General features: G+C 70.7%; 14 protein-coding genes. 6 read left to right on the forward strand and 8 right to left on the reverse strand.

Annotated features, from left to right (window positions below):
* Window positions 1–2 precede the first annotated feature (2 nt).
* From ALI22I_RS18985 to ALI22I_RS19005, 5 genes are all read left to right on the forward strand, one after another.
* On the forward strand, window positions 3–623 hold the full coding sequence (locus ALI22I_RS18985) for a TIGR03085 family metal-binding protein (RefSeq protein ID WP_077006849.1): 621 nt from the start codon (window positions 3–5) through the stop codon (window positions 621–623).
* 38 nt (window positions 624–661) lie between these two features.
* The gene (gene dapA / locus ALI22I_RS18990; protein WP_077006850.1) at window positions 662–1,558 is read left to right on the forward strand and encodes a 4-hydroxy-tetrahydrodipicolinate synthase; all 897 of its coding nucleotides are present in this window, start codon (window positions 662–664) and stop codon (window positions 1,556–1,558) included.
* Window positions 1,555–3,237 (forward strand): ribonuclease J, encoded by a 1,683-nt coding sequence (locus ALI22I_RS18995; protein ID WP_274522981.1) that lies wholly within the window; start codon window positions 1,555–1,557, stop codon window positions 3,235–3,237. Before dapA ends, ALI22I_RS18995 begins: the two co-directional genes overlap by 4 nt.
* An 85-nt stretch (window positions 3,238–3,322) precedes the next feature.
* Complete coding sequence (locus ALI22I_RS19000) at window positions 3,323–3,976, forward strand: NADPH-dependent F420 reductase (RefSeq protein ID WP_077006851.1); 654 nt, start codon at window positions 3,323–3,325, stop codon at window positions 3,974–3,976.
* Window positions 3,977–4,364: 388 nt separating this feature from the next.
* Window positions 4,365–5,588 (forward strand): MFS transporter, encoded by a 1,224-nt coding sequence (locus tag ALI22I_RS19005; RefSeq protein ID WP_077006852.1) that lies wholly within the window; start codon window positions 4,365–4,367, stop codon window positions 5,586–5,588.
* Window positions 5,589–5,784: 196 nt separating this feature from the next.
* Here the strand turns inward: ALI22I_RS19005 and ALI22I_RS19010 are convergent, their stop codons facing one another.
* On the reverse strand, window positions 5,785–6,558 hold the full coding sequence (locus ALI22I_RS19010) for a lysophospholipid acyltransferase family protein (protein WP_083751831.1): 774 nt from the start codon (window positions 6,556–6,558) through the stop codon (window positions 5,785–5,787).
* Between the two features lie 129 nt (window positions 6,559–6,687).
* Between ALI22I_RS19010 and ALI22I_RS19015 the strand changes: the two genes are divergently transcribed.
* Window positions 6,688–9,135, forward strand: a complete 2,448-nt coding sequence (locus ALI22I_RS19015) for a DNA translocase FtsK (RefSeq protein ID WP_077006854.1) — start codon at window positions 6,688–6,690, stop codon at window positions 9,133–9,135.
* Between the two features lie 131 nt (window positions 9,136–9,266).
* Here ALI22I_RS19015 and ALI22I_RS19020 read toward each other — a convergent pair whose 3' ends face one another.
* The 7 genes from ALI22I_RS19020 to ALI22I_RS19050 form a co-directional block, all read right to left on the reverse strand.
* Entirely contained in the window at window positions 9,267–9,704 is a 438-nt protein-coding gene (locus tag ALI22I_RS19020) for a phospholipase (RefSeq protein WP_077006855.1), read from the reverse strand.
* 84 nt (window positions 9,705–9,788) lie between these two features.
* A complete protein-coding gene (locus ALI22I_RS19025) occupies window positions 9,789–10,493 on the reverse strand; it encodes a nitroreductase family protein (RefSeq protein ID WP_077006856.1) in 705 nt (234 codons plus the stop codon).
* Between the two features lie 2 nt (window positions 10,494–10,495).
* The gene (locus ALI22I_RS19030; protein ID WP_179118274.1) at window positions 10,496–11,662 is read right to left on the reverse strand and encodes a YcaO-like family protein; all 1,167 of its coding nucleotides are present in this window, start codon (window positions 11,660–11,662) and stop codon (window positions 10,496–10,498) included.
* The gene (locus tag ALI22I_RS50955; RefSeq protein WP_077006858.1) at window positions 11,659–11,916 is read right to left on the reverse strand and encodes a hypothetical protein; all 258 of its coding nucleotides are present in this window, start codon (window positions 11,914–11,916) and stop codon (window positions 11,659–11,661) included. The genes ALI22I_RS19030 and ALI22I_RS50955 overlap by 4 nt, the downstream gene beginning before the upstream one ends.
* Entirely contained in the window at window positions 11,913–12,443 is a 531-nt protein-coding gene (locus ALI22I_RS19040) for a hypothetical protein (protein ID WP_143532289.1), read from the reverse strand. The genes ALI22I_RS50955 and ALI22I_RS19040 overlap by 4 nt, the downstream gene beginning before the upstream one ends.
* On the reverse strand, window positions 12,418–13,206 hold the full coding sequence (locus ALI22I_RS19045) for a hypothetical protein (protein ID WP_077006860.1): 789 nt from the start codon (window positions 13,204–13,206) through the stop codon (window positions 12,418–12,420). The genes ALI22I_RS19040 and ALI22I_RS19045 overlap by 26 nt, the downstream gene beginning before the upstream one ends.
* Window positions 13,203–14,081, reverse strand: coding sequence for a MerR family transcriptional regulator (locus ALI22I_RS19050; protein WP_077006861.1), 879 nt, complete (start codon window positions 14,079–14,081; stop codon window positions 13,203–13,205). The genes ALI22I_RS19045 and ALI22I_RS19050 overlap by 4 nt, the downstream gene beginning before the upstream one ends.
* Window positions 14,082–14,085: the final 4 nt, after the last annotated feature.

The raw sequence follows: 14,085 nt of genomic DNA on the forward strand, positions 1-14,085 counted from the left end.
CCATGGGCGTCGCGCAGGACGAACGCAGGCTGCTGACCGAACTGTTCGCCGAGGTGGGGCCCGACGCGCCCACGCTGTGTGATCCGTGGCGCACGCGTGACCTCGCCGCGCACCTCGTGCTGCGGGAACGCCGGCCGGACGCGGCGGCGGGCATCCTGATCAAGTCGCTGGCCGGGCACAACCAGCGCGTCCAGGACTCCTACGCCGCCAAGCCGTGGGACGAGCTGGTCGAGCTGGTCCGCACCGGCCCGCCCCGCTTCTCCCCGTACGCGCTGGTGGACGAGATGGTCAACTCCGTGGAGTACTTCGTGCACCACGAGGACGTGCGCCGGGCGCGGGACGACTGGGAGCCGCGTTCACCTGATCCGGTAAGGGACGCGGTGCTGTGGCAGCGGCTCGCCCCGGCGGCCCGGCTGATGTACCGCAAGAGCCCGGTCGGCGTCGTGCTGCGCCGCCCGGACGGCGAGTCGGTCGTGGCCAGGCGCGGCGCGAACCCCGTCGTGCTGACCGGACAAGTCTCGGAATTGCTGGTGCACGTGTTCGGCCGGGCCGCCGCCCGCGTCGAGTACGACGGCGACGACAAGGCCGTGCGGCTGGTAAAAGGCCTCGACCGGAGTATGTAGTCGCAGCTTGCGGAGGGTGACGCGGTAGATTTCCGGCTATGACCGGAAGTCCTACCGCCTCGCCCGGCCGCCCCTTCGGCCGCGTGCTCACCGCCATGGTCACCCCGTTCGACGCCGAGGGGGCAGTGGACCTGGCCAAGGCGCAGCAGCTCGCCGAGCACCTGGTCGGGCTGGGCAACGACGGACTCGTGGTCAACGGCACCACCGGCGAGAGCCCCACCACCACCGACGCGGAGAAGGCCGACCTGATCCGGGCCGTGGTGGAGGCGGTCGGCGACCGCGTCACCGTGGTCAGCGGCGCGGGCACGTACGACACCGCGCACAGCGTGCACCTGGCCAAGCAGGCCGAGGCGGCGGGCGCGCACGGGCTGCTGCTGGTCACCCCGTACTACTCGCGGCCCACCCAGGAGGGTGTGTACGCGCACTTCACCACCGTGGCCGACCAGGTCGGCGTGCCCGTGATGCTCTACGACATCCCACCACGCACCGTGATCCCCATCGACGTGGAAACCCTGCTGCGGCTCGCCGGGCACCCACGTATCGTGGCGGTGAAGGACGCCAAGGGCGACCTGCTCGCGGGCAGCAAGGTCATCGCGGCCACCGACCTGGCCTACTACTCCGGTGACGACCCGCTGAACCTGCCGTGGCTGTCGGTCGGCGCGGTCGGCTTCGTCAGCGTCATCTCGCACATCGCCGCGGACCGGCTGCGCGACATGCTCGACGCGTTCGAGTCCGGCGACGTCGCCGGCGCGACCGCGATCCACCAGTCGCTGCTGCCGCTGCTGCGGCCCTTCAGCCGGATGCCCGGCGTCACCTACGCCAAGACCGCGCTGCGTTTGCGCGGCGTCGACGTGGGGGACCCGAGGCTGCCGCTGGTACCCGCTTCAACCGAGGACATCAAGGCCGTCGAGGCCGAATTGGGAGTCAACGCGTGATCAACCCGAACTCACCCCCGCCCGCACTGCCCGACGGCGGTCTCCGCGTCGTCGCACTGGGCGGAATTGGCGAGATCGGCCGCAACATGACGGTGTTCGAGCACGCCGGCCGGCTGCTCGTCGTGGACTGCGGCGTGCTGTTCCCCGAGGACGACCAGCCGGGCGTTGACCTGATCCTGCCGGACTTCCGGGCCATCGAGGACCGGCTGGACGATATCGAAGCGGTGGTGCTGACCCACGGGCACGAGGACCACATCGGCGCGGTCCCGTTCCTGCTCAAGCTGCGCCCGGACGTGCCGGTGGTCGGTTCCCGGCTCACCCTCGCGCTGCTCGCGGCCAAGTGCAAGGAGCACCGCCAGACCCCGCGCCTGGTGGAGATCAGCGACGGTGAACGCCGCTCGTTCGGGCCGTACGACCTGGAGTTCTTCCCGGTCAACCACTCGATCCCGGACGCCGTCGCGGTCGCCATCCGCACCTCCGCCGGCCTGGTGCTGCACACCGGCGACATCAAGCTCGACCAGCTGCCGCTGGACGGCCGGCTGACCGACCTGGCCGGGTTCTCCCGGCTCGGCGACGAGGGCGTGGACCTGTTCCTGGTCGACTCGACCAACGCCGAGGTGCCCGGGTTCGTCGTGCCGGAGCGCGAGATCGGGCCGGTGCTGGAGAACGTCATCCGCAAGGCCAACCAGCGGGTGATCGTGGCCTGCTTCGCCTCCCACGTGCACCGCGTGCAGCAGGTGCTGGACGTGGCCGTGCAGTACAAGCGCCGGGTCGCGCTGGTCGGCCGGTCGATGGTGCGCAACATGGGCATCGCGTCCGAACTCGGCTACCTGCGGGTGCCGGACGGGCTGTTCGTCGACCTCCACGAGGCCATGGACATGCCCGAGAACGAGGTGCTGTTCGTGTCCACGGGCTCGCAGGGCGAGCCGCTGTCGGCGCTGTCCCGGATGGCGCGCGGCGAGCACCGGCAGATCTCCATCCGGGCCGGTGACACCATCGTGCTGGCGTCGTCACTGATCCCGGGCAACGAGAACGCGGTGTTCGGCGTGGTCAACGGCCTGTCCCGGCTCGGTGCGACGGTCATCCACCAGGGCAACGCCAAGGTGCACGTGTCCGGTCACTCGCCCGCCGGTGAGCTGCTGTTCCTCTACAACGCGGTGCGGCCGTCGAACGTGATGCCGGTGCACGGCGAGTGGCGGCACCTGCGGGCGAACGCGGCGCTGGCCGTGGCGACGGGGGTGAACGAGGAGCGGGTCGTCATCGCCGAGGACGGCGTGGTCGTCGACTTGATCGACGGCAAGGCGTCCGTCAGCGGGAAGGTCGTGGTCGGCCACGTCTACGTGGACGGGTTGTCCGTCGGCGACGTCGGCGAGTCGACCCTGTCCGACCGGCTCGTGCTCGGCGAGGGCGGGTTCATCGCCATCACCGTGGCCGTCGACTCCAGCACCGGCCGCGCGGTCGCGCCCCCGACCGTCTCCGGGCGCGGGTTCTCCGACGACCCGAAGGCGCTGGACCAGGCTATCTCGCTGGTGGAGATGGAGTTGTCCCGCACCGAGGCCGAGGGCATCACCGACTCGCACCGCATCGCCCAGGCGGTGCGCCGCGTGGTGGGCCGCTGGGTCGCCGACGTCTACCGCCGCCGGCCGATGATCGTGCCGACCATCATCCCGGTGAACTGACCCGGTGAACTGACTTCACACGTTCGTGAATCGGGCCCGCCGGCGTTGACGCGCTGGTGGGCCCGACCCGTCGTACCGTGGCGTGATGAGAATCGGCGTACTCGGCACCGGCACGGTCGGCCGGGCGTTGTCGGGCCGGCTGGCGGAACTCGGCCACGACGTCCGGATGGGCACCCGTGACGTGGTCAGATCCGTGGGCAAGTCGGACGAGGACTTCGCGGCCTGGCGCGCCGCACACCCGACGATCTTGCTGGAGAGGTTCGCCGTGGCGGCGGCCCATGCCGAGGTCGTCGTCAACGCGGGTAACGGGGCGGCGGCCCTGGACATCCTCGCCGCCGCGGGCCCGTTGGACGGCAAGATCGTGCTGGACGTCTCCAACCCGCTCGACCCGTCCGCGGGCTTCCCGCCCACGATGTTGGTCAAGGACACGGACTCGCTGGGGGAGCAGATCCAGCGGACGCATCGCGGAGCGCGCGTGGTGAAGACGTTGAACACCCTCACCGCCGAGCTGATGGTGCACCCGGACCGGTTGGCGGCGGACCACACGGTGTTCGTCTCCGGGAACGACGCCGACGCCAAGGCGGTGGTGACCGATCTGCTCCGCCAGTTCGGCCACACGGATGTCATCGATCTGGGCGACATCACCACGGCTCGCGGCGCCGAGATGTACCTGCCGCTGTGGCTGCGGTTGATAGGGGCGTTGGGCACCGGGATCTTCAACATCAAAGTTGTGCGCTGAAAGTTGCGCGCTGCCGCAACGCTTGACCGCTGGTACACGACTGATCCGGAGTGGAATCGCCTTGACCAGCTGGAAACCCCTGGTCGCAGGGTTCTAGCGTGCCCGCATGGAGTCACGCATGTCGAACGCGCTCAGCCGCGAACTAGGGGATGCCCTCCGCAGGGCACGCCACCAGTCGCAGGTGAAACCGCAACCCTGCTGGAGGAATTGGGCTGGTCGGCGGGAAAGCTCTCGAAGCTGGAGGGCGGGACACGCATGAAGCGGCAGAAGGTGTTCGACCGGGCGTCCGCACCCGAGAGCCGCTTGGCGCTCGTTCATCACCAAGGTGTGACTGGCAGGTAGCGGACAGCCGGCCGGTCCTGCGCCGGGCTGCCGACACGATTGGCGGGTGAACCGCCGCGACTCGTCCGTGATCACGGTGTTCCGCGTGCGGGAGTTCCGGTTCCTGTGGTCGGCGGAGGTGCTGTCGATCTTCGGTGACCAACTCGCCCGGGTTGCGTTGGCGGTGCTGGTCTACGGGCGCACGCAGTCGGCGGTCTGGGCGACGGTCGTCTACGCGTTGACGTTCCTGCCGGCGCTGCTGGGCGGGGTGTTGTTGTCGTGGCTCGCCGATCGGTACCGGCGTCGTGCGGTCATGGTCGGTGTCGATGTGGCGCGGGCCGGGCTGGTCGCGGCGATGGCCGTTCCGGGGGTGCCGCTGTGGGCGTTGTGCGGGCTGCTGGTGGTCGTGGTGCTGCTCGGATCGCCGTTCACGGCCGCGCAGGGCGCGTTGCTGCCCGAGGTCCTGCCCGGTGAGCTGTACGACCGCGGTCTGGCTGTTCGGCAGATGACCAGCCAGGCCGCGCAGTTGGTCGGGTTCGCGGGCGGGGGTGTGTTGGTCGCCGCGATCAGTCCGGGGTTCGCGCTGGTGGCCGACGCGGTGACGTTCCTGCTGTCCGCCGCCCTGATCCGGCTGGGTGTGGCGAACCGGCCCAGGCCTACGGTGACGCGGGACGCCGGGGGTTCGGTGCGCGGGGTGATCACGTCGATCGCCGCCGACCCGCGCCGCCGCGTCCTGGTCCTGCTCGCCTGGCTGGTCGGCTGGTACGTCGTACCCGAGGCGCTCGCCGCCCCCTACGCCGACCAACTCGGCGCGGGACCGGTGGTCGTCGGCGTTCTCATGGCGGCCGACCCGCTGGGCAGCGTCCTCGGGGCCTGGCTGTTCGTCCGGTACGTGCCCGCGCACCGCCGTGCCCGCCTGGTCGGGGTACTCGCGGTCTGCGCGGGGATTCCCTTGGTGCTGTGTGCTTTCCGCCCCGGTCTCGTGCTCACCTTCGTCCTGTGGAGCCTGTCCGGCGCGGCGTCCACGTCGTACCTGCTGCAAACCCAGTCGGGTTTCGTCCGGGCGACGCCTGACGCCGATCGGGGCCGGGCCATCGGGGTCGCGGCCTCGGGCATCGTCGCCGCGCAAGGCATCACGGTGTTCATCGGCGGGCTGATGGCCGACCTGTGGGACCCGGCGATCGCGACGGCCGTGGCCGGTGCGACCGGTGCCCTGTGTTCACTCGCCTGCGCGGTGGCTTGGCGGCGCGCGGACCAGCCACCCGCCGGCGTCGCGCCGACGGGTGGCTGATCAGCACCTCACCAGTTGTGGTTACGCACGGCTCAGCGCCAGCTCTTGTTGCGCCAGCTCTTGTTGCGCGCGGTCCAACCACGGTTGCGCATCGCTTACCTCCTGTTCCGGTGGGCCGGTCGCCCACCGGAATCGAGCCTGCTCCGCCACCGAGCACCGTGGCCGGACGTGGCCTGTTCCGGTCAGCTCCGCGTGCTCACTCCGGACGCCAGGGGCTCTTGCCCGTCGTCGGCCGCGTGGGGTCGTGGAACTTCGGCAGGTCCGGCTCGTCGATCCGCAACGGCACCAGGCCCGCCGTGATCGCGCGCATGATCCGTTCGTGCGCCCGCCGCGCGTCACCCGGCTTGCCGTCCTCCAGCCCCGACAGGTCCACCGGCTTGCCGAAGTGCACCTTGAACGTCGGCCGCCGCCGCAGACCGCGCGCGTACGACGTCGCGTACGGCTTCAGGTCGCGCCACCCGCCGACCTGGGTGTTGCCCCAGTACACGGCCTCGTGCGCGCCCCACTGGCTGACCGGGACCACCGGGATGCCGCCGCTCAACGCCAGCCGCGCCGCACCCGTCTTGCCCCGCTCCGGCCACAGTCCCGGATCGAGGCTGATCTTGCCCTCCGGGTACATGGCGATCGGGTCGCCGCCGCGCCGCAACGCCTCGACGGTGCGGTGGTAGGCGTCGCCGACGTCCGCAGCCGCACGGTCCACCCGCAGGTGGCCGGACGCTGTCAACAGGGGCCCCAGGACCGGCGCGTCGAGCAACCCGCCTGCGAGCAGGAAGCGCGGCGCGACACCGAGCTTCCGGCACGCCGCGATGAGCACGAACGGGTCGAGGTTGCCGATGTGGTTGGACGCGAGCAGCAGGGGACGTCCCCTGAGGTCCGCCGGGATGTCACCGGTGACTTCGAGTCGTCCGCTGAGGCCGACGACCCCTTGGTCGACGGCGGTCAGCACGCGCCACAGCAGTGGTGTGGACACGACGGGCAGGTTACGGCGTGTCGACGTGTCGCCGCAGCGGGTTCCGGGCAACCATGGACGTCGAGCAGCGCACGTCACGTCCACCGTGACCGTTGGGGCTGGTGGGGCCCGAGGGACTACCGTAGACACATGGCCGGCCGAACTGGGACTTCGCGCAAGGGCACGACCCGCAGCACCAGATCCGGGTCGAAGCCCCGTGCTAGCGCGTCCAAGCCCGCTGCCAAGCCGGCCGCCAAACGAGCACCCGCCAAGCGCGCCCCGGCGAAGAAGTCCTCCGGCTCTGTAGGCAAGGCCTGGGGATTGCTCGGTCGCGGCGTCGGATCGATCGTCCGAGCGGTAGGCCGGGGCAAGGAACTCGATCCGGCGCACCGCCGTGACGGCTTGGCGTTGGTGCTCATCGCGCTGGCCGTGATCACCGCCGCCGGTGTGTGGTGGCAGGCAGGTGGACCGGTCGGCCAGTGGGTCGACGTGGCCGTCCGCAGCTCCATCGGCGGACCCGGGGTGATCCTGCCCCTGGTGCTGCTGACGATCGGCGTGACGCTCATGCGCACCGACCCGAACACCGAGGCACGGCCGCGCCTGGTCATCGGCTCGGCCCTGGTCGCCGTCGGCTTCCTCGGCATGTTCCACCTCGTCGGCGGACTGCCGATGGACCCGGTGGCCCGCCGCGACGCCGGTGGCGCCCTCGGCTACCTCGCCGGCGGGTTCCTCGCCCAGGGCCTCACCCCGTGGGTCGCCGGACCGCTGCTGGTGCTGATCTTCGGCTACGGCGTGCTGCTGCTGGTGCACCTGCCGATCCGCGAGGTGCCCGCGAAACTCGGCAGCCTCCTGCACCGCAAGACCGACCAGCTCGACGGCTTCGACGGTTTCGACGACGCCGACGCGGAGCCGGAGGCCGAGGAGAAGCCGACCAAGCCGCGCCGCCCGTCCCGCACCCGACGCCAGGCCGTCGCCGCCGACGAGCAGCCCGAACTGCCACTGGACGAAGAACCGCCGCCGCCGGCCCCGAAACCCGCGCCGAAGTCCAAGGCGCCCCCGGAGAACGCGAAGACCGCTGAGATCGCCGTGCGCGCCGTCGAAGGCGACTACCGGCTGCCGCCACCGACCATCCTCAAGGACGGCGACGCGCCCAAGGCCCGCAGCAAGGCCAACGACCTCATGATCGAGGCCATCAGCGGCGTGCTCGACCAGTTCTCCATCGACGCGCAGGTCACCGGCTTCACCCGCGGCCCGACGGTCACCCGGTACGAGGTGGAGCTCGGTCCGGGCGTGAAGGTCGAGAAGATCACCGCGCTGACCAAGAACATCGCCTACGCGGTGGCCACGGACAACGTCCGGCTGCTCGCCCCGATCCCCGGCAAGTCCGCGGTCGGTATCGAGGTGCCCAACAGCGACCGCGAGATGGTGCGGCTGGGTGACGTGCTGCGCTCGCCGTCCACGGTCAAGGACAACCACCCGATGGTGATCGGGCTGGGCAAGGACATCGAGGGCCATTTCGTCACCGCGAACCTGACCAAGATGCCGCACCTGCTGGTCGCGGGTTCGACGGGTTCGGGCAAGTCGAGCTTCGTGAACTCGATGCTGGTGTCGCTGCTGGCGCGGGCCACCCCGGACGAGGTCCGGATGATCCTGATCGACCCGAAGATGGTCGAGCTGACGCCGTACGAGGGCATCCCGCACCTGATCACGCCCATCATCACCCAGCCGAAGAAGGCCGCCGCCGCGCTGGCCTGGCTGGTCGAGGAGATGGAGCAGCGCTACCAGGACATGCAGGTCAACCGGGTGCGGCACATCGACGACTTCAACCGCAAGGTGAAGTCCGGCGAGATCACCGCGCCGCCGGGCAGCGAACGCGTCTACCGGCCGTACCCCTACATCATGGCGATCGTGGACGAGCTGGCCGACCTGATGATGACCGCGCCGCGCGACGTCGAGGACGCGATCGTCCGGATCACCCAGAAGGCGCGTGCGGCGGGCATCCACCTGGTGCTGGCGACGCAGCGGCCGTCGGTGGACGTGGTGACCGGCCTGATCAAGACGAACGTGCCGTCGCGGCTGGCGTTCGCCACGTCGTCGTTGACCGACTCGCGGGTCATCCTGGACCAGCCGGGCGCGGAGAAGCTGATCGGCATGGGCGACGGCCTGTACCTGCCGATGGGAGCCTCGAAGCCGGTGCGCGTGCAGGGCGCGTACGTCGGCGACGACGAGATCTCCGAGATCGTCAACTTCGCCAAGGACCAGGCGCAGCCCGACTACAACGACGGCGTCACGGCGGCGAAGGCGAGCGAGAAGAAGGAGGTCGACGCCGATATCGGCGACGACCTGGAACTGCTGCTCCAGGCGGCCGAGCTGATCGTCACGTCGCAGTTCGGCTCGACGTCGATGCTGCAACGCAAGCTGCGAGTGGGTTTCGCCAAGGCCGGGCGCTTGATGGACCTGCTGGAGACGCGCGGCGTCGTCGGCCCGTCGGAGGGCTCCAAGGCCCGCGAGGTGCTGATCAAGCCGGACGAACTGGACTCCGTCGTCTACCTGATCCGAGGCGGTTCCGGCCCCTCCGAGGACGCCGACGAGGACTGAGCTGGAACTCGCCGCCGGCATCGCCGCCCGGAATTGTCAGACCCTTGTGGCAGAGTAAAAGCAGGGGTCCCCCTGGTCGAGGACCCCTGCGAAGCGTTTCCCGCGAAGCAGCTCTTCGGACGTGTGGGGCGTCAGCTGGCGCCGAACTCCCGAACGGCCTGGTAGTACAGGTCGGCGGTCCGGTTGCAGGTCCAGTTGCCCGCGCACTGGTTGTACAGGTCGGACTTGAACTTGTTGTCGATCTTCAGCCGGGTCGTCTCGTTGAACCGGGCCTGCCGCTTGTAGTTGCGGTAGCCGAAGTCGTGCCGGTGGCAGGCCGGCAGGAACTTGAACCCGAACGGGTTGTCCGGCGACCACGAGCAGCCGTCCGAGGACCAGTCGAGCTGGTCGCTGTACGGCGTCTGCGACCGGAGCGAGACGAACTGCGACAGGGTCTTGGTGAAGAGGTAGTCGTCGGTCACGGCAGGCGCGTTGATCGCCGCCTGACCGACACCGGCACCGGCTCCGACCAGCAGGGTGAGCGAGGTGATCACTATGGCGAACGCGTTGCGCAGGGATTTCGCGAGCACTGTTCTTCCCCCTCGTTTTCGGCCTTGAGGGGTTCATACCGGCCGCCGATCAACGCACACCAGCCTCGATCGGCTCATACCGCGTCAACGACGGGTGAACGTCCGACCACAAGCGATGACGGCCGCCAACCGGACCGGCTGGTCCCGCATTCCCAGCAGCGCCAACACATCACCGTCCGCCGCACCGCCGAGCAGGTACCCGCCGAGCCGCTGCTGGGCCATTCGGAGGCAGACCGACTGGGCCGCCGCGCCCGCCTCGATCAGCCCGAACCGCCCACCGCGCTGTCCGTACTTGGCCAACACCGGTTCGTCCGCCAGCAGCAGCACGAGCACCAGCGCGGGTTCGGCGTCGGCGGCGAGGACTTCGCGCAGCCGTGGCCAGTCCGGCGACGGCCCGATGTCCTGCACGGCGTGCCGCCGGGCGTCGTACCGCACCACCCGTCCGTTCAACTCGTGCGTGACGTTGCGCAGGAACGCGTAGCAGCGCAGCGGCTGGAACCCGCCCGCCGACGGGTAGGCGCGGCCGTCCTCGTCGGCCAACGCGGCCAGCACCGCGCCGAACTGCCGTGCCGACATCGGCTCCGAGCTGAACTCGCGCGTGCTGCGGCGGGCCCGGAACAGCCGTTGCAGCCGGTCGCCGGGCTTGCCCAGAGCCAGCGGGGCGCTGGGTAGCTCGAACGGGTCGGTGGTCGCCTGATCGGGTCGGAATTCGCGTAGGCGTTCACCCAGCCGTCGTTGGTGCAGGGCGGAGTAGGCGCTCGCGGTCCAGAAGTCGTCGAACGGCGTCATGCTCACCCCAGCGGATGCGGTGCGGGATTGGGAAACCGGCCCGAGCGGCCGGGGTAGCGCCACGCCACGTCCGCCGCGCGTCCGCCCAGGTGGGGCCACCGGTGGTCGGCGTGCAGCGGGGTGAGGTCGGGGGACAGGACGCGTACGCACCGCAGGCCGACGGCCGCCGCCTCGGGCGTGGTCAGCTCCCGATACGCCAGGCGCACGCCCAGCCCGTGCACGAGTTCTTCCAGCTGCGCGGCGTCACCGTGCGCCGTCGAACTGCGCGGCGGCGGCCCCGGCACACCATCCCACCAGGGCAACTCGTACCACTCGTCCAGGTGACCCGCGTAGTACAGCGCGTGCCGGTCGAAGTCCGTCACCTCGTCCGGCCGGTAAACCTGCGGGGCGGACTGCGCGGCGATGAACACCGTGCCCTGCGTCCACTCCAGCCACGCCTTGCGGATCGCCTCGGCCAACGTCGCCCGGCAGGCCAGCCCGAGCGTCGGCCGCGCCCGTCCCGCGATCGGCAACGTGCCGGCGACCGCGACGACCGGATGCGGGCTGTAGGCGGGAGTCAGGTCGAACGCCCGCACGTCACCGGTCCGCAGGTCGTCCGGTAGCGAGAGCCGGGGCGGGGCCAGGCTGTGCAACCACGTCGTGGTGAACGCGTCCCGTTCCACCAACTCCTGGGTGGCGCGCAGCAGCGCGTTCACCACCGACGGCCCGGCTGCCAGGCCGGACGACGTCGCGGGCAAGCCGAACTCCTCGCGCAACCCGACCAACCCGGCGGGCACCCACACGGGTTCGTTGTCCGGCAACGTCCACGCCCTGGTGTAGTCGGGATCGGCGTACCGGTAGCGGAAACCGGGCCGTGCCCGCTGGTCCGGCGTGTGCAGGCTGAACTCGTCCAGCCGCCAGCACGCGCCGTCCGGTTCGGCGACCGTCTCCAGTGGACTGCGCGCGGCGGCGTGCCGCTCCAGCGCCTCGGCGATGGCGGCCAGTTTCGCCTGCTCCGGCTCGAAGGCCGCGCCACCGGACGTGCCGCCGGTCGCGAACGGCTCGGGCACGGCGGCGAAGCCGGGAATGTCCACATCGGACAGCGTGCGCGGCACCGGTTGCAGCCGGGAGACCACACCCTGCCGCCAGCCGACGGCCCGTTCCAGCAGCACGGACGCCGGCGTGATCACGCCGCGCGCCTGCGGTAGTAGTCCGTCACCCACGGCCCGATCACGCCCGCCGCCAGCACGTACCCGAACACCACCAGCATCACCAGTGGGCCGATGAGGGTGAACGCGGCCACCAACACCAGGCAGTCGACGACGAAGAACAGCACCCAGAACACGAACCGCTTCACCCCGGACCGCATCGGGTGCCTGCCGATCGAGCGGTCGTACCGGTACCCCGCGAGCAGACCGACCAGTCCGCCGATCAGCGCGATCACGCCCGCCTCCGCACGTAGAAGCGGCGGACCTGCCAACCGACCATGCCGACCAGCGCGGCGTAGGCGATGCCCAGGACCCACGGACCGGCCGCCGACAGCGGACCCAACACCGGCAACACCAGGAACGGTTCGACGACGAACATCAACATCCAGAACAGCAGCCGTGCCACCCCGAGTTGCGGCTTCGCGGCACCGGTGAACTTCGCGGCCAGGAACGTCCACAGCAGCGCGCAGGCGACACTCCCGCCGAGCCAGAGCGGCCAGTATTCGTCGAAGTCGAATTCGAGGAGGAACGGCGAGGCGAGCAGGGCGGGCAGGAACAGCGTGGCCGGCAGTACCCAGGCCGCCCTGCGGCGCGGCTGCCCGGCCTTGGCGAGGTCGTTGCCGAGACCGGACGGGAGCGCGATCGCCGCGCCGGTCGAGGACACCGCGCAGCAGCAACAGCAGCAGCAACAGGTCGGTGTCGCGGCATTGGCGGCGGTGGTGTCGGGCGTGAACGGATCAGGTAGGCGTAAGGCGGTTGTCATCGGGCTTCCCCCACGGCAGTTCGACCCGGCCCACTTCGAACCGGGGGCACACGTCGCAGTCCGCCGCGGGCAGGACGTCCTCGGCGGTGGTGGTGAACTCGTCCAAGTGCAGCGTCACGACCCGGTCCAGCAGCGCCAACGAGCCCGCGGCGAGGCGGTCGATCGCGTGCTTCGCCCACAGGAACGGGAAGTCGGCGGTCGTCGCGGCCGGACGTGCGGGCGGCTCCGGGTCTCCCCAGCGGTGCCGGGCGCGCACGGCCAGGCAGCCGAGGCAAGCGCTTGCGCCCGGCACCACGAACGGGCCCAGCGACGCCGTGTGGTGGTAGGCGAGGTCGAGCAGCAGGTGCGGCTTCGGTTCCCTCAGCTCGGCCAGATCGCGCAGCGTGCCGGTGGTGCGGACGATCAGCACCACGTCCGGCTGTGCGCTGTTCCGGTCGAAGTGGCGGCCGAGCCCGGCGGGCTCCGCGCCGACGACACGCACGCCGACGTTCAGCGGCTTGTCCGGCGCGGGGAGGCCCGCCGGGCGCAGTGCGCCCAGTGACCGGAGCTGCGGCAGGTGCGCGCGGACCGGCGCGGTGAGCTGTTCCGGGTCGAGTGGGCGAGCCGAACCCCTCAGCACCGGCTCGAACAACTCGACCAGCACCCGCGCTTCGGCGCTGGGCACATCGGGCAGGAGGTACGCGAGGTCCGCCCCGGCGTGCACGACCAGGCCTTCGTCCTGGATCTGGGCGCGCCAGGCCGGGTCCGGCACGAGCGCGGTCACCGGAGCGGCTCGTCTTGGTCGTCACCCCGGTCGAGGAACCGCTGGATGGTCGGTTCGTCGGGGATCTCGTCGTCCTCGTCGGTCTGGATGAGACGTTCGGCGATGGGCACCGGCTCCTCCACCCAGGCGGGTCGGAAGTCGTCGTTGGGCAGCAGTTGGTGGCGGCGGGCGAACTGTTCGGCGGCTTCCCGGACGGACTCGCGCAGCGTGCCGATGACGACCGTCTCGGCGGTGTAGGTCAGCTCCACGAGCAGTGCCCGCATCCGGTCGAGCTGGTCGTCCTGGCCGGGGGTGTCGGTGTCGGCCAGTTGCGCGTTGTCGGCGAGCTGCGGCCACAGGCGGCGTTCGAACACCTCCACGAAGTCGGCGGCGATGGCGTCGGTCGCCGTGCGCAGGTTGGCGAACTTGTCCAGCACGTCGTCACTGGGGACGTTCAACGCGGTGAGCCGGTTGCCCGCGTCCAGCGCCCAACGGCGGACGTGCGGCCAGCCGCGTCGCCAGCGGACCAGGCCCAGTTGGATGGCGCGGCGCAGGACGCTCGGGCGGACGTCGCCGATCGGCACCAGGCGGCTGATGTCGCGGACCTTGATCCGGACCCAGTCGTCCGGGCCTTCCGCCTCGCCGACACCCAGCACCGCGGCGACGCTCGCGCCCTGCTCGCGCGCCTTCACCAGTTCGGCGATGGCGGGCAGCGAGAAGCCGCGGGACTGGAGGCGTTGGACGAGGGTGAGGCGTTCCAGGTGGGAGCCGTCGTAGTAGGCGACGCGGCCCTGCCGGCGCGGGGGGTGCAGGACACCCTTGGTCTGGTACATGCGGATGGTGCTGCCGGGCAGGCCCACGCGGACCGCCAGCTCGTCGACCGTCAACTGCTCCACGACG

The sequence above is a fragment of the Saccharothrix sp. ALI-22-I genome (assembly GCF_001984175.1).
Classification (GTDB): Bacteria; Actinomycetota; Actinomycetes; order Mycobacteriales; family Pseudonocardiaceae; genus Actinosynnema.

Coding starts and splice junctions, on each gene's coding strand:
- ALI22I_RS19040 (WP_143532289.1), bottom strand. CDS start 12,443: ATGACAACCGCCTTACGCCTACCTGATCCGTTCACGCCCGACACCACC.
- ALI22I_RS19025 (WP_077006856.1), bottom strand. CDS start 10,493: ATGACGCCGTTCGACGACTTCTGGACCGCGAGCGCCTACTCCGCCCTG.
- ALI22I_RS19000 (WP_077006851.1), top strand. CDS start 3,323: ATGAGAATCGGCGTACTCGGCACCGGCACGGTCGGCCGGGCGTTGTCG.
- ALI22I_RS19015 (WP_077006854.1), top strand. CDS start 6,688: ATGGCCGGCCGAACTGGGACTTCGCGCAAGGGCACGACCCGCAGCACC.
- dapA (WP_077006850.1), top strand. CDS start 662: ATGACCGGAAGTCCTACCGCCTCGCCCGGCCGCCCCTTCGGCCGCGTG.
- ALI22I_RS18985 (WP_077006849.1), top strand. CDS start 3: ATGGGCGTCGCGCAGGACGAACGCAGGCTGCTGACCGAACTGTTCGCC.